Source organism: Geobacter sulfurreducens PCA, assembly GCF_000007985.2.
Taxonomy (GTDB): domain Bacteria; phylum Desulfobacterota; class Desulfuromonadia; order Geobacterales; family Geobacteraceae; genus Geobacter; species Geobacter sulfurreducens.
Map to the genome: position 1 here is coordinate 925,796 of NC_002939.5, position 18,733 is coordinate 944,528.

15 protein-coding genes are annotated in these 18,733 nt (G+C 64.4%); 6 read left to right on the forward strand and 9 right to left on the reverse strand.

The genetic code is table 11. From position 1 onward, the window contains the following. Window positions 1–81 precede the first annotated feature (81 nt). From GS_RS04360 to GS_RS04370, 3 genes are read left to right on the forward strand one after another with little or no spacing between them, the layout of a single operon-like run. Window positions 82–1,110, forward strand: coding sequence for a C40 family peptidase (locus GS_RS04360; RefSeq protein ID WP_010941533.1), 1,029 nt, complete (start codon window positions 82–84; stop codon window positions 1,108–1,110). A 60-nt stretch (window positions 1,111–1,170) separates the two neighbouring features. Next, window positions 1,171–1,584: a (deoxy)nucleoside triphosphate pyrophosphohydrolase gene (locus GS_RS04365; RefSeq protein WP_010941534.1), complete on the forward strand. Its 414-nt coding sequence runs from the start codon at window positions 1,171–1,173 to the stop codon at window positions 1,582–1,584. Further along, window positions 1,562–3,226 (forward strand): B12-binding domain-containing radical SAM protein, encoded by a 1,665-nt coding sequence (locus GS_RS04370; protein ID WP_010941535.1) that lies wholly within the window; start codon window positions 1,562–1,564, stop codon window positions 3,224–3,226. The genes GS_RS04365 and GS_RS04370 overlap by 23 nt, the downstream gene beginning before the upstream one ends. 78 nt (window positions 3,227–3,304) lie before the next feature. On the opposite strand, the gene GS_RS04375 is transcribed toward GS_RS04370, so the two are convergent. From GS_RS04375 to GS_RS04385, 3 genes are all read right to left on the reverse strand, one after another. Then, window positions 3,305–3,772 (reverse strand): lipoprotein, encoded by a 468-nt coding sequence (locus GS_RS04375; protein WP_010941536.1) that lies wholly within the window; start codon window positions 3,770–3,772, stop codon window positions 3,305–3,307. Between the two features lie 112 nt (window positions 3,773–3,884). Continuing rightward, window positions 3,885–7,127: an AsmA family protein gene (locus GS_RS04380; protein WP_010941537.1), complete on the reverse strand. Its 3,243-nt coding sequence runs from the start codon at window positions 7,125–7,127 to the stop codon at window positions 3,885–3,887. 182 nt (window positions 7,128–7,309) lie between these two features. Further along, window positions 7,310–7,753 carry a hypothetical protein gene (locus tag GS_RS04385; protein WP_010941538.1) on the reverse strand — a complete coding sequence of 148 codons (444 nt, stop codon included), beginning with the start codon at window positions 7,751–7,753 and terminating at the stop codon, window positions 7,310–7,312. 134 nt (window positions 7,754–7,887) lie between these two features. Between GS_RS04385 and GS_RS04390 the strand changes: the two genes are divergently transcribed. Continuing rightward, complete coding sequence (locus GS_RS04390; protein WP_010941539.1) at window positions 7,888–8,757, forward strand: diacylglycerol/lipid kinase family protein; 870 nt, start codon at window positions 7,888–7,890, stop codon at window positions 8,755–8,757. A gap of 292 nt (window positions 8,758–9,049) precedes the next feature. Beyond that, on the forward strand, window positions 9,050–9,796 hold the full coding sequence (locus tag GS_RS04395; RefSeq protein WP_010941540.1) for a response regulator: 747 nt from the start codon (window positions 9,050–9,052) through the stop codon (window positions 9,794–9,796). Here GS_RS04395 and GS_RS04400 read toward each other — a convergent pair. From GS_RS04400 to GS_RS04425, 6 genes are all read right to left on the reverse strand, one after another. Further along, a complete protein-coding gene (locus GS_RS04400; RefSeq protein ID WP_235044969.1) occupies window positions 9,720–10,838 on the reverse strand; it encodes a TIGR04283 family arsenosugar biosynthesis glycosyltransferase in 1,119 nt (372 codons plus the stop codon). The two genes, GS_RS04395 and GS_RS04400, sit on opposite strands and share 77 nt — an antisense overlap. A 106-nt stretch (window positions 10,839–10,944) precedes the next feature. Continuing rightward, the gene (locus tag GS_RS04405; RefSeq protein ID WP_010941542.1) at window positions 10,945–11,883 is read right to left on the reverse strand and encodes a chemotaxis protein; all 939 of its coding nucleotides are present in this window, start codon (window positions 11,881–11,883) and stop codon (window positions 10,945–10,947) included. A gap of 109 nt (window positions 11,884–11,992) precedes the next feature. After that, on the reverse strand, window positions 11,993–14,008 hold the full coding sequence (locus GS_RS04410) for a molybdopterin oxidoreductase family protein (protein ID WP_010941543.1): 2,016 nt from the start codon (window positions 14,006–14,008) through the stop codon (window positions 11,993–11,995). 19 nt (window positions 14,009–14,027) lie between these two features. Beyond that, window positions 14,028–15,602, reverse strand: a complete 1,575-nt coding sequence (locus GS_RS17690) for a sensor histidine kinase (protein WP_010941544.1) — start codon at window positions 15,600–15,602, stop codon at window positions 14,028–14,030. A gap of 3 nt (window positions 15,603–15,605) precedes the next feature. Further along, window positions 15,606–16,478 carry an ABC transporter substrate-binding protein gene (locus GS_RS04420; protein WP_010941545.1) on the reverse strand — a complete coding sequence of 291 codons (873 nt, stop codon included), beginning with the start codon at window positions 16,476–16,478 and terminating at the stop codon, window positions 15,606–15,608. Window positions 16,479–16,498: 20 nt separating this feature from the next. Then, window positions 16,499–18,289, reverse strand: a complete 1,791-nt coding sequence (locus tag GS_RS04425) for a TonB-dependent receptor plug domain-containing protein (protein ID WP_235044970.1) — start codon at window positions 18,287–18,289, stop codon at window positions 16,499–16,501. Between the two features lie 222 nt (window positions 18,290–18,511). Between GS_RS04425 and gptA the strand changes: the two genes are divergently transcribed. Beyond that, complete coding sequence (gptA, locus tag GS_RS04430; protein ID WP_235044971.1) at window positions 18,512–18,631, forward strand: geopeptide; 120 nt, start codon at window positions 18,512–18,514, stop codon at window positions 18,629–18,631. The last annotated feature ends 102 nt before the right edge of the window (window positions 18,632–18,733 follow it).

The window sequence follows — 18,733 nt, forward strand, 5'->3', positions numbered from 1 at the left end:
AGTTTGACATTTGCGTGACAGTTTGTTATAAAAAGCAGGCTGCTTGCGTTATTTAATAAAACAATAGGGAAGGAGGGATACATGAGTATACGATTGCGACTTACCATCTTCGTCCTCATCCTCTTAGCCTTACCCTCCTTGGCGCTTGCCGCCAAAAGCCATAAAGTCAAAAAGAACGAAACCCTTTCTTCCATTGCCCGCAAGTACCACGTCCGCGTCGCCGATCTCAAAGCAGCCAACAACCTTGCCAATACTCGCGTAAAGCCCGGCACCATCCTGGTTGTCCCTCCTCGTTCCGAGGCTGCCGCAGCGGAGCCCGTGGCCGAGGTCGCTACCTACAAGGTGCGCAAGGGCGACACTCTGATCCGGATCGCCCGAAAGACCGGCGTGTCCGTGAATGATCTGCGACAGTTGAACAACCTCGGCAAGAAAAGGGTCAAGCCCGGCCAGGTACTGGCGCTTCGGGCCGTTGCCGACGAGGAGCAACCGGCCAGGAAGCTCGCTCTCAAGAAGCCCCTCAAGAGCCTCGACATCTATAACGAAAGCGAATACGAACGCAGCCTCGCGGAACTCGTGGGCGAGAGCGGCGAAGACACACAGGCCGATTTCACCAAAGGGGTAACCCTTGGCGGCGATGGCGTAACCGAGCTGAAAAAGACAGCCTACAGTTTCATCGGCACCCGCTACCGCTTCGGCGGGACCACCCGCAAGGGGCTCGACTGCTCCAGCTTTGTCCAGCACGTCTTCCGCGAGCTGGACGTAACCCTGCCCCGCACCGCCCGCGAACAGTTCCACGTGGGCAACCCGGTCGCCACCGGAGACCTTCAGAAGGGCGATCTTCTCTTCTTTCATACCTATGCCCGCTTCCCTTCCCACGTGGGCATCTATCTCGGCAACAACAAGATGATCCACGCCTCTTCACGGGACCGGCGAGTGGTCATCTCCTCAATCGATACCCCTTACTACCGTTCCCGCTTCATCGGCGCCAAGCGTATTTCGCAGATCAACCCCGACGTGCTTACGCTGGACGACCTGCTGACCGGCGTGGAAGAGGAGGGGATCGAAGACATCCTTGCCAACGATACCCTCGGCGTTGGCCTGTTGAAGTAGCACCTGTCGGTCAATCATTCCAAAATCCGGTCCGTGGACCGGATTTTTTTTTGAGGCACCATGTACCCGCTCCTCGTCACCGCCGCCATTATCGAGCACAACGGCCTGATTCTCCTGACCCGGCGGAAGCCCGATGCGCCCTATCCCTTGCTCTGGGAATTCCCGGGAGGGAAGGTGGAACCCGAAGAGCATCCCGAGGCGTGCATCGTCAGGGAGGTGCTGGAGGAGCTTGCCATGGAGGTGGCGGTTGAGGGGATCTACGACGTAATCTACTACCGTTATCCCGAACGGGCCGTGATAGTGCTGGCCTACCGCTGCACCTGGACCGGCGGCGAGCTGCAGGAACGCGACGTGGCCGGACACCGGTGGGTCGCCCCGGCGGAGGTGCCCGCCTTCGACCTTCTTCCCGCGGATATTCCGCTCGCGGCCAGGATAGCACGGGAATTCGGCAATGCAGGTTCTTCTCGCCTATAAATCCCACCATGCTGGGGCGCGGGATCCCTTTGCGTCGCTGCTGCCCACGGGGCTCGGCTACCTGAATGGGCTCCTGCGGGCACAGGGCTTCGCTTCCCGCATCGCCAACCTGTCGACCATGGGATGGCGAGAGGTGGACGCCCTGCTCCGCCGGGAACGGCCGACCATCCTCGGCATCTCCCAGTACACCCACAACCGGTTCGAGTCACTCAGGCTCGTCTCCAGCGCCAAAACAGCCGACCCCACGTGCCTGACGGTGCTTGGCGGCCCTCATGCGACCCACTCCTTCGACATGATCCTTCAGCATCACCCCCAGGTGGATGCCGTGGTCCTCGGCGAGGGGGAGGAAACCATGCTGGAGCTTGTCCGGACGGTGGCGGAAGGTAATCGGAGCCTCGCCGGCATCCCGGGCCTGGCGATTCGGGAGGGGAGCGGGATCAGCCATTCGTCCCGTGCACCGTTGCGGAATCTCGACGACCTGCCGGTGCCCGCGCGTTACTTCGATAACGCCCTGGGATGCGACCTTCGGCGCCAGCTCGAGTTCGTCATTACCTCCCGCGGGTGTCCCGCCTCCTGCCGTTTCTGCTCGTCGCCGCGCTTCTGGGGTACGTCGCTGCGCCTCCGTTCGCCCCGGGCCATGGTCGACGAGATCCGCTATATCCGCGACCGGTTCGGCCTGCTCTCATTTTCGCTTCGCGACGATACGTTCACGGCCCGCGCCGACCGGGTCATCGAGTTCTGCCGCCTGCTGACGGCCGAAGGGCTCCATATCCTCTGGAGCTGCCAGTCACGGGTGAACTGCGTCGACGAGGAGATGCTCCTCTGGATGCGGCGTGCCGGTTGCGAGTATGTCCAGTACGGGGTAGAGTCCGGCTCCGAGCGGATTCTTGCCCGGCTCGGCAAGCGGATCACCCCGGACCAAGTGCAGCGCGCCGCCGCGGCTACCCGCCGTGCCGGCATGGATCTCTCCATCTACCTGATTGCCGGCGTGCCCGGCGAGGACGAGGAGGACCTGCGGGCTACTCTGCGCCTCATCGAAGATATCCGCCCCCATGACGGCCACGTGGCCCCCCTGGCTTACTATCCCGGCACGGCGCTTTTTGCCGAGGCGGTGCGCGAGGGGCGGGTGCCGGCCGATCTCTTCGAGCGGGAAAAGGGCGAGGCCTGCTTCGTCAGGAAGGACGCGACGGTGCAGCGGTCCATTGACCGGCTGCTGACAACCCTGGCGCGGGTTGGACGGAAGGCCCGCTTCGGACCCGCCGACTTTGCCCGTCAGGCGAAGCTCGTCGGCTGGTGCCATGCCGGTGCCCTGGCGGAGGGGGGCTGGTACGAGGAACGGGAGGAATGGCGGGAAGCCGAGGCCTGCTACCGGCAGATTACCCACCGACAGCCGGCCAATCCCTGGGGCTGGCTGGCTCTGGGCGGGCTCCACGGGAGCGTCGGCGACCTGGAGCAGTCCCGGCAGATGTTCACCAGGGTTCTTGAACTTGTGCCGGCGCACATCCCCGCCCATCTTGCCCTCGGCGATCTGTGCCTGCACGACGGTGACCGGCGGGGAGCCCGTCGCAACTACGAGGCGGCGCTCACGCTGAACCCCGGTGACGTCGAGGCCCGGGAGCGGCTGAAGGAGCTGAAAGAGTAAGAGAGATAAACGCGGGAAGAGGAAACAAAAAAGGCGGCCACCGTGGGGTGTGCCGCCTTTTGCGTTGCTGTCTGCAGGTTACTTGCCGCCGATTCTGATGCCCGGAGCGAAAATGATCTTTTCGAAGGTCCGGTTGAGGGTCTTGCTGTGGAAGTTGAGCATGGGCGGTGAATCCGGAAACTCAACCTGATCGCCGACCTTGACCTTGGTCTGCATGACGGCAACCCACAGCTTCTGTCCCTTCTCTTCCACCTCCAGGTAGGTGTAGCCGGCAGCGTCCATGGTGGAGAGGACCTTGCCCTTGTGGCCTACGCCGGCGGGGACTTCAACCGGCTTGAGACCGGCGTGGGGATCTCCTCCGCCGTGAACGGCGTCCTTGGGCATTTCGCCTTGGGGTGCGGGGGGCATACCTGCCGGCATGCCTGCGGGCATGCCGCTCTGCTCTTGCGGAGCAGGCGCAGCGGTCTCGGGGGCCTTGGGCTTATCCTTGCATCCGGCGGCGGCGAGCGAAACAACGGCGAGCGCTACCAATACTGATCTTTTCACCTGTATCCTCCTGTGGTTAGTTTCTCACAAGGGCAAAAGCTACCATACAACCCGAATATTTTACAACAGCAAAAGTTGCGGATGAGTAACGGCGGATCGTTTACCGCGCCGGTCAGTTTCCGATGACGACTTCTCCCGTATCGGTAATCAGCTTCGCGGGGAGCTGGAATACCCTCTTGAAGATGTCGAACACCCCCCGCGACATGGATTTTACCGGGATCGCGGTGACGGTGGGGTTGGATATCTTCCCCTTGGCTTCAAAGTAGGTGGTGATGAAGTGCTTCTCCTTGCCGGTCAGGATCCAGCCGACAATGGGAATCCGGTTGACCACCTTGTCCACGGTCTGGAGGGGTTGGACCCCCACGGTGACGGCAAGCTCCTCCCGCACCAGATCGATCTTGCCCACGGTGGAAATGTTCATGGCATTGCTGTCGATGAAGAGGTCCTCCGTTGAGATCACGCCGTCGCTCATGGCGAAGGTGCCGGTGATCCTGTTGTAGGGCATGCCGTCCTTGACCATGTCGGGAAGCTGAAACTTGAGGAGTTGGGACACGTTCAGGATCGAGAATACCTTCGACAGTACGTTGAACTTGCGCATCTTGCCGTCGTCGAACCGGAGGGTGGCGTGGCCGAGCAGGCTCTTCCGCAGGTCGGCCATGGTCGCCCCCCTGGCGGTCACGTCGGCCTGAAGCGACAGGGTGCCGGTGACGATGGCGTCGCCGGGGATCAGGTCCACCGCGTTGATCAGCGGTTCGGCTGATACCTTGTCCGCCTTGAGCTTCACCTGGTAGCGGGACGGACCGTTCCCTCCCCCGTCGGCCCGGAGCGTGCCGGAGATTCGCCCACCGTAGGCGCTGAACTCGAAGGGTTGCAGGTAGAGGATGCCGTTCTCGTAGAGGGCTACCGTGTGGAGATGCCGGGCCGCCATCTTGCCGAATGAGGCCGAATCGGCGTCTATGGTGGCTTTTACTGTGACTGCGCCCCCCTCGTCCCCCTGCTTCCGTTCCCGTTCCAGGGCAGAAAGGGCCAGGATGTCGTCCAGGTCGATAGTGGGAGAGGTGACGCTCACATCAATCTTGGGCTGCCGCATCTGGGTCACGGTCCCCTTGGCGGAGAGCTGGGACGAGCCGATTTTGCCCGCAAGCGAGCGGATTTTGAGGGCGTCGTCCTGGTAGGTGAGGGTGCCCTGGAAATTCTGGATCTTCACGGTGCCCTTAGGGTGCCTCAGGCCCACGTCGTTCAGGTCGAGGGCCGGAGACGAGACATCCAGGGTGAAGGACGGATCGCTGAAGTTCGTCAGGGACCCCTTGCCCTGAAGCGGTGAATTGCCGAGCATCAGGGAGAGCCGGGGGCTTTCCAGAGAGTTGCCCTTGAACCGGAGCGTGCCGGTCACGTTGCTGAGAGGCTTCACCGACTCGGCCGGCTTGAATGAAGCCCCCGCCAGCGCCACCAGGCCGCTCCACTTCATGTCGGCCAGGCTTTCGGCCACCCCCTCCGCCCGGGCGGAAATCTGCATTTTCCCCTGGGGATGGTACGGTTTCGCCTTGGGGATGTTGGCCGCGAGCGCCCCCATGGCAAACTGGTTCGAGGAGATGTCGAGTTGCGTGGGCAGGGACTTCCCGTCCTGGAACCGGGCCGCGATAGACAGGGCCAGGGGAGGGAGCGCGTACTGGCACGACAGGGACCGGTCGCCGTTGCGGAGCAGGTTCATTCGGAACGCCAGGCTGTTTACCTGGCCCGCCGGCTTGGCAAAGGACTTCCCGTAGGAGTAGTCAGCGGCGGTCAGGTTGCAGTCGCCGGTAAAGGTGTAGGATGCCGTCCCCCCTTCGCCGGACAGGTTGAGGATCGAGTCGCCCGTGAACTGGAGCGATGCCGCCGCTTCCTTGCCGAAGAGCCAGTCCAGCTCCGCCTTGCGTGGCGTGAAAACGCCCTTGAAGGGGTAGCCCGACGGCGTGTCGAGGCAGTAGTCGCTGATCATGCCGTTGAGGGTGAAGGGAGATGTCCCGAACTTTCCCGACATGTTGCGCAGGGTGAAGTTCTTGCCGGCCAGCTCCAGGTCTCCCTTGATGCTGTTGAAGACCGGCCAGCCGTCTCCCATGTCGACCACGGCCCCTTCCAGGGCAGTGGCGCGCACCCGGAGCACGTTGTAGTTCTCCCCTTTCTCCATGGTCAGGATCTGGCTCACGCGGCCGTCGAGCCGTCCTTCGTCCACCCGGAAGTATCCTGCCTTGATGTGCTGCTCGATGAACTGGGACGCGTCGTCGGCGATGATGCCGAAGGGGATGTAGTAAAAGAACTTCTCCAGCCGGAAGGGGGCGATAGTGGTCCACGCGACGATACGGGGATCAGAGGTGTGGATGTCCTTCACCGCGCACCCCCCCTTCACGGTGAGGCCGTCCATGCGGAAGTCGACGGAGGAGATGTTAACCTCTTTGGGGGTCCGCGTCAGGGAATAGGCCAGGCGCACATCGGCGGGAGTAAGCGGCTGGCGGAACACCTCCGGGTAGACGAAGCGCAGTCCCGCCACCTGCAGCGATCCCTTGGAGGTGAACTCGAGCGGCGTGCCGTCCACGGTGCAGTCAAGGTTAAACCGCCCGCTCATGCGCTGGAACGGGACAAGGTTGCTGTAATAGGGCCAGTAGTGGCTTGCGTTGATGTTGTGGAGGCTCACCCGGGCATCCAGGTGCGCGGTGGTGAGGGGGGCGTTTTTAGCGGGCAGCTTCAGCTTGCCCTCGATGGCCACGGGGCTCTCGTTCTTCCCGTCCACGAGGCGCCCTTCGATAGAGATGGGGCTTTCCTTGCCCCGCACCAGGCGGCCGATGAACAGGTCGGCCTCCCTGAGGGCGGTGACGAGCGGGCCGCCAACCGCCGCGTGGTCGGTGAAGATCAGGTTCCCCTGCTTGACCCTCACCCCCCGCACCCGCAGCTCCATCGTGCTCTTCGTCTCCCGTTCGCGCAACAGGTCGTCGATGTTGAGGATGCCGTCCTTGTTCCGCACCAGTTGCACGACAGGCTTTTCCAGCTCTACCCGCCGGAGGATGACCTTTTTCTCCAGCAGGGGCAGAATCGCCAGCCGGAACCGGATCGTCGCGACGGTGGCAAAGGGGGTGCTGCCGTCCCGTTCCAGTATCTTCACATCCGTAAAAGTGAAGGCCGGTCCGAACCGCAGTGACACCTCCCCCGTGCGGTAGGTCACGGGGCGGTTCAGTTCCTTCCGGATTTCCGCCAGGAGCTGGTCCTTATAGGTATCCAACTCGTGGAGCCGCGCAACCAGCACGGTGAAGACCAGTCCGCACAGAAGCGCCAGCGGAACCGCGACGTACAGCAGGATCTTTTTCCAGGAGGGAAGGGTCATGGGGGTGAGTCCTCGGAACCGGGCGGGTGTGGGAATGCGTTAGACAGTATATACAGGTGGGAATGGTGCCGCAACCCCTTGCGGGAAGTTGGAACCCGTGGCCGGTCGGCCGGCGCAGCAACGTGGCGTTTATACTGGACAGGGGCCTCCGGTTCGCCGAAGGTCCCTGTCCGGTCACTCGGTCAGTTCTGCCGGTCCTTGGCGCGCTGCTGGCGTTTTTCCCAGCGGTCGCGCGCCCGGTCGCGCGCCTCGTCGGCCTTCTGCCGCTGCTCCGGGGTGAGGATGGCGCCGATCCGGTCGTGGTAGCGATCTCGGATCTCGCGCATCTTCTCGCGTTTCTGGGTGCGGTTCAGGGACGCATCGTCACGGACGGCCTTCATCTCTCCGTTTTCCTCGGCCAGGATCGGAGCGATGGCCGTCTTCTGTTCCTCGGTCAGCCCCAGATGCCGCTCCATCCGTTTCAGTCGCTCGGCCGGGTCCATCTTCTTCACTCCGCCGCCGCCCCGCACTTTGCCCATCCCGGCTCCGGGCGCCGGGTCGGTCTGGGCCAGGACCGCCTGCTGGGTGCCGGCCAAAGCTGCGACGGCGGTCAGTGCCGCCAGGGCAAGTTTGATTCTTCTGCGCATGGTGTGACTCCTTTCAGTGCGGCATCTGCCGCTGTTGTCATGATATGTCCGATTTAACGGAGCCGCGGAGAATCGGTTGACAGGGCGCCTCGTCCGCCCGGATAATGGCCCGGCCGAACTGCCGGAGGAAGCCCATGTCCGATCGCTGCACCCTTATCGTCAATCCCGTGTCCGGAAGCTACTCGGAGGCTGCCGTCAGCGCCGCCATGGACGCCCTGCGCCGGGGAGGACTGGCCCCCCGCCTGCTTCTCACCGGCGGCCCCGACGATGCGGCCGCCTTTGCCGCTCGGCTCTGCGCTCAGGAGGAGCATCCCTTCGTCATTGCCGTCGGGGGGGACGGAACCGTCAACGGCGTGCTGAACGGCCTCGAACCGGGGCGCGCCACCCTCGGCTACATCCCCTTCGGTACCGCCAACGTGCTTGGGCGCGAGCTGGGGCTGCGTTCCGCCGAGGATGCCGTGGCCCGGATCGTGCGCCGGGAAACGCGTTCTCTCGCCACGGGGCTCCTGGAAGGGTTCGGAGTACGGCGGCGTTTTTTTCTCATGGCCGGAATCGGCTTTGACGGCCAGGTGGTGGAGGGGGTGCGCAGCGACGAGAAGAAGCGCTTCGGCGCCGGAGCATACCTTTTTTCAGCCATCAGGACCCTTGCCGCCTGGGACCGGCGGCTCCTGGAGGTGGAGGTGGACGGCGTCGCCATCGCCTGCCACGGGGCGGTGATCTGCAACGCGGCCCGGTACGGGGGCCCCTTTACCTTGGCCCCGGGAGCGAACCTTTTCCACGACGGATTTCGGGTCGTCCTGATCCGGGACCCGTCCCGATGGCGCTACCTCTCCCTTGCCCTGCGGGTGGCGGCGGGGCGCCGCGCCGGCGGCGGCCCCGAGGTCGTATCGGCCCGGCGGGTAGCCGTGGGCGGCAACAAGCCCGTTCAGGTGGACGGCGACTTCATCTGCCACTCCCCGGTCACCGTGACTGCTGAGGCCGATTTCGCCCGGCTCGTGGTCTGACCCGGCCGGCTCACACGTCGGCGCACACGGCGAATGCCGCTACGGAGAAGAGGGCCGGCGACTCACCCTCCGAAAAAACTCAAGCGTCGCCCCGCGTGGTCCGGTCCACCCGTGCGGGCGGGAGTGACGGGTTCCTTTTGTACTGCCGGTCTGCTTTTTGCGGGACTTTTTTCTCCGGGAGAGTCGCCGGCTCTCTTGGCGCGGGGAGAAAAATCATGATGGGACGTTAAGAAATCGGCGTTCCTGCCGATACGGATAGAGGTAGCACGGGGATGAATGGAAGGAGCAACCCATGGCAAAGCCCAAGGTACTGATAGTCGATGACGTGAATCTCATGCTCGAACTGGAGAAGAGTTTGCTGCGCTTTTCCCCTGTGCGGGTCTTCACCGCCCGCAACGGCGAGGAGGCCCTGGAGCTGGTGCGCAGCGAACGGCCCGACCTGGTCTACATGGACCTGAACATGCCGAAGATGAACGGGGTCGACTGCTGCATCGCCATCAAAAGCGACCCGGAACTGCGGGATACCCCCGTGATCATGGTGACCACCGCCGGCAAGCCCGAAGACCAGGAACTCTGCGCCCGAGCCGGCTGCGACGGCTACATCACCAAGCCCGTGGACCGGCGGCTGTTCCTTGAGATCGGCCGGCGGTACATCCCCGACATCGACCGCCGGGAGCAGCGGATTCCCTTTTCCCTGCCGGTCACCTGCCGCACGGAGCAGAAAGAACTGACCGGCACCACGACCGACATCAGCGTGGGCGGCCTCTACCTGGCCATCGACCACGGCATTGCTCGGGAGGAGAGCGTGGAGATCGCCATCACCATCCCCGGTGGCGGCGCCCCGGTCAGGGCCCGGGGGCGGGTGGCCTGGCTCAATGGCGTCGACGGGAAGGTCAAACCCCGGTTTCCGTCAGGCTTCGGGATTGAATTCATGGACATCTCCCCCCAGGATCTGGAGCAGGTCAGGGAGTTCGTAGAATCCCTGGCCAATCTTTCATCTCCCGGCGGAGGGTCAGCCGGAACCAGAGGAACGTCATGAGCGCCGCCGCCGCCCGGCCAGCCGGATTGTCGGTCAGGAGATCAAACCAGCGGTCATGGAGCGAAAGGAGCGGGGTGGCACCGTCGTCCCCGCCCCGGCGCCAGGCGTTGCGGACATCCAGGAACAGCGGAATCTGCCAGGCATTGCCCCGCACGTAGCCGCCCGTCAAGTACCAGAGTCGGAGCCGCTCCTGCCGGGGTAGCGCAGCCGTCAGCCCGGCGATGCGCGCCAGATGCGGTCCCAGCCGCAGGCGGCCGGACCGGTCCTGGCTCCGGTAACCGGCCACCAGTTCTTCCACCCCCTGCTGCCAGCCGATGGCGGCGAAATTCATCAGGATCGCGTTCAGAGTCTGCCGCTCCCGCAACCCTTCCGTTTCGAACCGCCGGGCCGAAGTGATGATCTCCGCCGGCAGCAGCACCCACGTTCCCATCGCCGCAATCCGTTCCGCCAGCCGTACGTCCTCCAGAATCGGCAACCCCTCGTCAAAGGGTCCCACCTGATCGAAAAACTCCCGCGGGATGAGCAGCCCCTGGTCTCCGTGGGTGCAGCCGGGACGGTGGAGCCGCGCCTTGCGTTCGTAGAAGCGGTAGGCGAGGGGAGACGGGCTGTCACCGGCAAAACGGAGCCGGAAGTGCCCGGCCGCCCGTTTGTCGCTCCGGCGGGCCGCGGCCAGATGATCGAGCCCCCGCCGCAGTGCCAGAGGATCGGCGATGATGCTGTCCGCGTGCAGGAACAGGAACGTCGCGCCCCGGGCGGCGGCCGCGCCGGCGTTCATCTGGCGCCCTCTCCCGGGCGGGGTCTCCGTGACGGTCACGGGAAAGGGGAGATCCCCCGCGCGGCCGCGCACCAGCGCTGCGGTGCCGTCGGTGGAGCCGCCGTCGCAGAGCAGGAGTTCCAGGGCCACATCCCGTTGGGCGGCCAGCGCGGCGAGCAGTGTTGCCACGGTCTCCGCCTCGTTCAGGGTGGGAACGACAACGGAAAGTTCGGGTTCAGGGGCTGAGAAGGCCATATCACCTGCCGGCAGAGCGATTTTCGCCATCATAGCACGGAATGCCCCCATTGCCTCTCGCGACGTTCATGGTCCCGCGGACATGAAAAAGGCCCCTGAGGGTTTCCCCCGGGGCCTGATGGGCAGATGAGCCGCAATCTCAATGCATGACGCTGTCAGCTATCTTGACCAGGTTCGGCAGGTCGGGTTTGGTCACGATGTCCAGGGCGCCCAGGTCCTTCCACTTGCGTTTGTTGTCGTCGCTGGCCAGGGACGAGAAGATCAGCACCGGCAGATCCTTGAGCACGTCGTCCTTCTTGACCAGGGTAGTCAGGTGGAGGCCGTCCATCTTCGGCATCTCCACGTCAGTGATCAGGAGGTCCAGCTCGCTCCTGAGGTTGACACCGGCGGCGCGGCAACGGGTAAGCTTGTCCTGGATCATGTTCCAGGCATCCTCGCCGTTCTCGGCCTCATCCACGTTGTAGCCGGCCCCGCGGAGGCTGGAGCAGATGCTGTTGCGGATGAAGGCGGAGTCGTCCGCCACGAGGATGCGGCGCTGGGAGCGGTCGAGCACCGGCCCGGGCAGGAGCTGCTCCTCGCTCAGGGCCCGCAGGGTTTCCTCGGAGCAGAGCTCGCCCACGATCTTCTCGAAGTCGAGGATCAGGATGATCCGGTCCTCCATCTTCACCACCCCGGTCACGTAGGCCGATTCGATGGCCCGCACCGGCGGCTCCACCTGTTCCCACGAAATCCGGTAGATGCGCGATACCCCGTTTACCAGCACACCCACCATCATCCGGTTGAACTCCAGCACCACCACCCGGTCGGGCGCCAGGGCGCTGTATTCCTTGCCCAGCACCGTGGCCAGGTTCACCACCGTGATCACCTTGTCCCGCAGCTTCATCATGCCGGACACGGCGGAATTGGCGTTGAACACCTTCCACATCTGGGGCTTGCGGATGATCTCGCGAACCTTGGCCACGTTCACCCCGAAGTAGGAATGAACCGTCTCGCCGTTGGGGCCGGTTTCATCGATCATGAACTCGACGATTTCGAGTTCGTTGGTGCCGCTTTCAAGGAGAATTCTCGGTTCCGCCATGGCCGTTAACCTCGCAGAGTGATCGCCTTCCGGATGAAGGCATGGTTAACGTATCGGCCATGCATGAGGAAACTTTAGCCAGGCTGTTGAAAAAGTTGCGGAAAGGCTGTCACGGGGCGGGGAGCACCTCGATCCGCGTATCATAGAATGTGCTGCCGTTGCCCCGGTCCGTGAGCCGTTGGCTGGTGAGGGCGTTCACGGTCCGGTCGCCCGGGGCGTGCTCCAGCCACCAGACCCCCTCGGCCACGGCCACCCCCGGCGGAACCCGGTCGGTGATCCGCAGGATGAAGGCGACCCGGCCCCGGTCGTTGACGGCGGTCACCCGCTGCCCCTCGGCCAGGTTCCGGGCTGTTGCCTCGGCCGGGTTCAGGAGGAGCGACATGGCGCCCCCCTGCTTCTGCCGCAGCTCTTCCTGCTCGTAGAAGGAGGCGTTCAGGGCGTAGGGGGTGGGGGCGGTCATGAGCCTGAGGGGAAGCTCGCCCGCGTCTTCGTGGCAAGGAATGTGACGGGGGAGTGGTTCAGGCTCGCGGGGATTGAGGATCTCCACCTTGCCCGAGGGAGTGGCGAAGATGCGCGGGGCATCGGGGGCCAGGGGGAGTTCCACGGCCAGACCCGCGTCGAAACGGACCTGGTCGATCCCGGCCCGCATGGCGGTGGGGACCGACAGGAGCCGGTCGATCATCTCCCCGGCGCTCCGGCGGAAAAACTCCTCCTCGAACCCCATGGCCCCGGCCAGCAGGGCGAAGGTGTCCCAGTTGGATCTGCTCTCCCCCACGGGCGGGATGGCAGGGTGGGCCCGCTGGATGCAGTAGGTGCCGTAGGCCCGGTACACGTCTGCGTGCTCTAGGGACGAGGTGGCCGGCAGCACGATGTCGGCGTAACGGGCCGTGTCGGTCAGGAACCGCTCGTGGACCACGGTGAAGAGGTCGTCCCGGCAGAGCCCCCGGATCACCTCGTTCTGGTCCGGGGTCACCGCGGCCGGGTTCGAGTGGTACACATACAGGGACATGACCGGCGGGTCGGCCAGCCCGGTCAGGGCGTGGCCGAGCCGGTTCATGTTCACGACGCGGGTGGGCCGCGCCATGAAGTCCTCACGCAGCACCTCTCCCAGGGCAAAGGCGGGACCGGTGCTCGTTGAGGCCAGACAGCCGCCGCCCCGCACGGCATAAGCCCCGGTCAGGGCGGGCAGGGCCGCGATGCAGCGCACCGTCATGGCCCCGTTGCCGTAGCGGGAAAGCCCGCTCCCCAGGCGGATGAAGGGGGCGCGCGCCCGGCCGTAGCGCCGGGCCAGCTCTTCGATCTCCGCCGCCGGGATGCCCGTGAGGGCCGCCACCCGCTCCGGGGGATAGTCCGGGAGAATCCGCTCCGCCAGCTCATCGTACCCCTGTACCCGTTCAGCCAGGAATGCCCGGTCCACCAGGCCGTCCCGGGCCAGCACGTGCATCATCCCCAGTGCCAGTGCTCCGTCGCTGCCGGGGCGGGGCAGGATCACCCGGTCGGCTGCAGCGGCCGTAGGGGTCCGGTAGGTGTCGATCACCCAGACAGGGGCTCCCCGCCTGCGGGCCTCGCGCACTCCGTGGAGGAAATGGATATTGGTGGCCGCCGCATTGATCCCCCAGAGGATTACCAGGTCGCTCTCCGCCACTTCGTCCGGATGGGGGGCCGGAGTATCGCCCATTACTGCCTTCCACCCCGCCTCCTTGGCCGGTGAGCAGATGGTCCGCTCCAGCCGCGACGCCCCCAGCCGGTGGAAGAAGGGGTGACCGGCATTGCGCTGCACCAGTCCCATGGTGCCCGCGTAGGAATAGGGGAGGATCGCCTCGGCTCCGTGGACGGCGATGATCTCGCGCCAGCGGGATGCAATGGCGGCAACGGTCTCGTCCCACGACGCGGGCCGGAACGAACCGCTCCCCTTGGGGCCGGTCCGCACGAGCGGAGTGGTCAGCCGCCGGGAAGAGTGGACCGTCTTTTCATAGTGGAGCATCTTGGGGCAGAGGGTGCCCCGGGTGAAGGGGTGGTCTGGATCGCCGGTCACGCGCACCGCACGGCCGTTCTCGACCTCCACCAGCAAGCCGCAGGTGTCGGGGCAGTCATAGGGACAGACGGAACGCTTCAGTTCGGGCATGGTCGCCTCCCTGGGAGGATCAGGCCGGGGCACTCTCCGGGAGGGTGAAGTAGCAGGTGGTACCCGCCCCCTCGGCGCTTTCGAGCCAGACACGGCCCTGGTGGCGGGAAATGATCCGCTGCACGATGGCCAGCCCCACGCCGGTACCGGGGAACTCGTCCTGGCCGTGGAGTCGATGGAACGGCTCGAAGATCTTGTGGGCATAGCCCATGTTGAAGCCGGCGCCGTTGTCGCGGATGAAGCAGACGAGCTCTCCCTCCTGGTGCATGCTGCCGAACTCGATCCGCGCGTCGGCCCTGCGGGAGGTGAACTTCCAGGCATTGCCGATCAGGTTGTCCAGGGCCACCCAGAGGAGCTCAGGGTCCCCCGTGGCCGCGGCCCCCGGTTCCACCGACACCGCCACCTGCCGCTGGGGTTCCGTTGCCCGGTGGGCCGCAACCACCTTCTCCACCAGTTCGCTCAGGTTCACCGGCTGCAGTTCAAGCTCCCGGCGCTGAACCCGGAACAGGCTCGACATGGCGGACATGACCCGCTCCATCTGAACCCCCACCTCGGCGATCCGGTCCAGGTAGTCCCGCAGCTCCCCGTCCAGGCGGTCGCCGCAGTCCTCCTCAAGGGCCTGGCACAGGCCGCGCAGCCGGAGCAGCGGCGCCCGCAGATCGTGGGAGGCCGAGTAATTGAACGACTCCAGTTCCCGGTTGGCCGCCATGAGCTCGGCGGTCCGCCGGCGCACCATCTCCTCAAGGTTGACGTTCAGTTCCCGAATCTTGCGCTCCGACTCCTCCTGGGCCAGCTTGCGCTGGAGCAGCGACTCGGCCATGCTGTTGAACGACGCCGCCAGGGACCCCAACTCGTCCTGGGACTCCACCGGCACCCGCACCTCTTTGTTGCCCGCAGCGATCTCCCTGACCCCCCGCTCCAGGTGGGTCAGTGGCCGGGTAATTCCCCTGATCACGGGGTAGAGTGCTCCGATTACCGCCACCAGCGCAGCGGCGGTAACCAGCAGCGCCGTGGCTGCCAGCTGGTTCACTTTCCGGTGGAGCGGCCTCTCGTCCATCACCAGGTGCACCGATCCGATGACAGTACTGCTTTCACGGCCGCCCTCGAAGAAGAGGTCTTCCTCGTTGCCGGCCGAATGCTGGGTCAGGATCGGCTCCACGAACTCCAGGGAGTCCTGTCCGTCGCGGATGCGTCCCTCCACCCCAGGGCCGGGCGGGGAAAAAGCCGTTGGAGTACTTTTGTCGTTACGCGGATTTTGGCGGACGAAGTGGGCCAGCGGATGCCCTTCCCGGTCCAGGATTGCCGTTTCAAGCACAGTGCCGTGGCCCGTGACTCCCTGGACCACCTCCTGAAGCTGGTCGGTGTTGCCCGCGAAAAGGGGGAGCCGCGCGTTGTGGGCCAGGAGCCGCGTCATGAGCCGGCCCTCGGTGAGGAGCTTGTCGTGCAGGGAGCGGTACTGGTTGTAGAGGAAGAAGGCGGCAAAACAGGCGGAGAGGGCGATGATCGAGAGACAGATCACCGTAAAGAGCTTCGCCCGGAAGCTCGTGCGGAGAACGGCAAAAAAAGAACGCACTGGAGGAGCGTTCGCACCCATTGGTTACTCTCCGAGTCGTGCCGGGTCGATTCCCAGGTGGCGCGCCACCGAGCCGTTCAGCTTGAGGGTCGGCCGTGCCGGGCCTTCGGCCGGTACGCTCTCGACGCCCACGCCGTCCATGATACGACGGGCCATCCTGCCCGCCTGGCGGCCCAGGTCGACCGGATCGATGGCCAGCGCCGCCAGGGCGCCCGTGCCCAGGTACTTCTCGGCAAAGGCCACCACCGGTACCCGGCTGTTCTGGGAGAAGAGGAAGATCGCCTCCTGCCCCTCCCGGGTGAGTACCGTGGCGTCGGGGAAGAGCCAGAGCACATCGGTCTTGCCCGCCAGCTCCGACAGGGTGCGCGGCACGTCCCGGGGCGAGCGGACCACCCCTTCAACCAGGGTGATGCCCAGGCGCTCGGCCGCCGCGCGGGCCTGCCGCGCCATGACGCCGGTGCGCTCCGGGTCGTAGAGGATTCCCACCCGCCGGCCGCCGATACTGTCGCGGATGAAGGTAAGGTAGCGCTCGGGCGCCACCGTCATGGTCACCCCGGTCACGTTGCGGCCCAGGGCGCCGGTCGACTCGGGGGAGGCCACCATCACGTACACCACCGGAATCTCGCGGATCTCCCTCACCCGGATCAGGGCCTCGCGGCCCACGGCCAGCACCAGGCGGGGGCGCGCCTCGCGCACGGTCCGCACCACGTCGGCGCCCCGCAGCTCCGAGAGGACCAGCCGCTCCACGGTACGTACCCCGGCCGTCCCCTCGAAGCCGCGCACTGCCGCCTCGTAGGGGATGTTCCGCTCGCCCTGCACCACCACGACCTCCGCGGCGAAAGCCGGGAAGCCCCAGAGGAGCAGCAAGGCGAGTATGTGGAAGATACGTGCCGTCATGGGTTCCTAAATCGTTTTCTTTACCACTTGATGCGCAGGCCGCCTTCGAACCAGCGGCCGGGGTTTTTGAATATCTCGTCGTGATACTGGGCACCGTTGAACAGGTTGTGGCCGGTGGCGAAGAGCTCGGCCTCCGTGTTGTCGCTCCGGAAGAAGCGCCACCCTAGGTTGAGGTCCCAGATGAAGTTGTTGTATTCGGCCCCGAAGTAATCGGGGGTGTTCCACCAGCGATACGCACCGGTGAGAGCGCCGCGGAAGGTTCGGTCGTCGTAGTGAAGTCCCAGGTCCCAGGTGTGCCGGGCGACTGCGGGAAGTTTCTCGTCGGTCTGGAGGTTCTTGGCGTCGGTGAAGACATATCCGGCGGTGAGCCATGAGTTGTAAATCGGTGCGGTGCGGGCCTCTATCTCAAATCCTTCCCGTAGCGTCCTTGTTACGGTATCACCCCGCTCTTTGAATTGATTGCGGAACCAAGTCCCTTTGAGCCAGAGGAAGGGGATATCGGTGGTTTCGAGGCCGGCCTGTACGGTCCAACCGTTGTCTTTGGTGGAATAAGCCGGGTTCAGGATCGGCAAGTTGTAGCCCCGGGCGGCGTAGGCCCGGAGCAGGGTTTTATCCGTGACGCTGAAGGTGGCCCCGAGGCTCGGGCTGAAGAAGTCGCCGGAGTGGCTGGTGAGGTCGTAGCGGACCGCCGGGGTGATGCTGAACCGCTCCCAGGTGATGGTGTCGTTTAGGAAGAAGCCCCACTTGTCGTTGGAGGCGTCGATCGTTTGGTTGAACAGGAAAAGAGGGTAGTCAAAGCTCGTCTTGGTCTGGCCATGGTCGAACTCGACTCCGCCGGTCAGGGTGTGGACCCCCTGGCGCCAAGTGAGGATGGCCGCACCGCCTGATGTTATTTCGTCGCTGGTGATGGTGGAGAAACGTTCGCCAGTGCTGAGGGTGTCATCAATACGGGTATAGTCAAACCGGCTACCCTTAAAGAACGTGTTGAAAGTGAGTCGGTCGGTCAGATTGTAGTCGAGAGAGATAGTCGACTGGAGGAAGCGGATCTTGAGTCGATCGGAATAGTCAGCAAACGTAATCAGGCCAATCTGCGGCGCCGTCTCCATGGAATTGAAGGTTAGACGTAAGCTTCCCCGGTCGGCTAGGTTCCAGCGGAGCTTGGCATAGGCGTTGTTGTTTTCGGTGGCGTTGAAGGAGTGGAAGCCGTTGCTCTTGACGTTGCCGCCCGACAGGTAGTAGCCGAAGCTTCCCACCGTACCGGAGACTTCGCCCCGGCCGTCACGGGTGCCGTTCTCGCCGCCCGAGAAGGAAGCGGCGCCGCTGAAGGAGGCGTGGAGGGCCGGTTCCTTGGTGATGACGTTGACGATCCCCCCCAGTGAGTTGCCCCAGCTTGAGGAGGCAGGCCCCTTGAGTACCTCCACCCGCTCGATGATCTGGACCGGAACCATGCCTGGGGCGGCAAAGTTGTCGAACTGATCGTCAATGGGAACTCCATCGACCAAAATCTGGATGTATCGGGTGGTGGCGCCTGCGAATTCAGTGAAGGTGATGGATGCCGGAGCAGTATTGCCGGAGACCTGAACACCGGGAACCGTAGCTAGCACGTCGGCCAGAGTGTGGGCGTTCATCGCTTCTATCTGCTCGGCAGTGATGACCGTGATGTTTTCAGCACTCCGCGAAAGTGGCCGGGGGGAGCGGGTGGCGGTGGAGACGGTCAGGTCCTGGGGCTCGTAGTAGAGTTCCAGGAGTTCTCGGTCGCTGTCGGTTTCGGCGTGGGCCGTGAAGGGTAAGGTCAGGGCGAGGAGACCCAAGAAAAAAAAGAGCCCCGGAAGCAACGACGAAAGGCGCCGAAAGGTGCTTCCGGCGCGCGATTTCGCAGTGTTGATAGGGCTCGCAGTTGGCATGGGGCTTGCTTTGATGAGCTGGCAAAGTTGGAACAGACGTATGGCTTATAGCAGAGGAGCAGGACGAATGTCTATCGCTTTTTGTCCGAAAGGGTAATGACGTCAGGTCGAAGAGAGGGGGTGAGACTAATGAGCCAAATGACGGATGATGTGACGGTTCTCGACGCTGGCAATCCGACCCCCACAGAGGGGCGGGCGGCTTGCTGCACGTCGACGATTGCCGCTACGAGGGTCCAGCCGGAGGAGTAGAAAACCGCAGAACGAGAAAGGGGCCATGGCCCCTTTCTCGTTCTGCTCTCACAAAAACGGTACGAACTGTCCATCCCCGGCCGGCGGACGGCCACGGAAGCA

Excerpts from the sequence above, each read along its gene's own strand:
- GS_RS17690 (WP_010941544.1), bottom strand. The coding sequence starts at position 15,602 with ATGGGTGCGAACGCTCCTCCAGTGCGTTCTTTTTTTGCCGTTCTCCGC.
- GS_RS04420 (WP_010941545.1), bottom strand. The coding sequence starts at position 16,478 with ATGACGGCACGTATCTTCCACATACTCGCCTTGCTGCTCCTCTGGGGC.
- gptA (WP_235044971.1), top strand. The coding sequence starts at position 18,512 with ATGAGCCAAATGACGGATGATGTGACGGTTCTCGACGCTGGCAATCCG.
- GS_RS04370 (WP_010941535.1), top strand. The coding sequence starts at position 1,562 with ATGCAGGTTCTTCTCGCCTATAAATCCCACCATGCTGGGGCGCGGGAT.
- GS_RS04385 (WP_010941538.1), bottom strand. The coding sequence starts at position 7,753 with ATGCGCAGAAGAATCAAACTTGCCCTGGCGGCACTGACCGCCGTCGCA.
- GS_RS04410 (WP_010941543.1), bottom strand. The coding sequence starts at position 14,008 with ATGCCCGAACTGAAGCGTTCCGTCTGTCCCTATGACTGCCCCGACACC.
- GS_RS04395 (WP_010941540.1), top strand. The coding sequence starts at position 9,050 with ATGGCAAAGCCCAAGGTACTGATAGTCGATGACGTGAATCTCATGCTC.
- GS_RS04360 (WP_010941533.1), top strand. The coding sequence starts at position 82 with ATGAGTATACGATTGCGACTTACCATCTTCGTCCTCATCCTCTTAGCC.
- GS_RS04380 (WP_010941537.1), bottom strand. The coding sequence starts at position 7,127 with ATGACCCTTCCCTCCTGGAAAAAGATCCTGCTGTACGTCGCGGTTCCG.
- GS_RS04405 (WP_010941542.1), bottom strand. The coding sequence starts at position 11,883 with ATGGCGGAACCGAGAATTCTCCTTGAAAGCGGCACCAACGAACTCGAA.
- GS_RS04400 (WP_235044969.1), bottom strand. The coding sequence starts at position 10,838 with ATGATGGCGAAAATCGCTCTGCCGGCAGGTGATATGGCCTTCTCAGCC.
- GS_RS04390 (WP_010941539.1), top strand. The coding sequence starts at position 7,888 with ATGTCCGATCGCTGCACCCTTATCGTCAATCCCGTGTCCGGAAGCTAC.
- GS_RS04365 (WP_010941534.1), top strand. The coding sequence starts at position 1,171 with ATGTACCCGCTCCTCGTCACCGCCGCCATTATCGAGCACAACGGCCTG.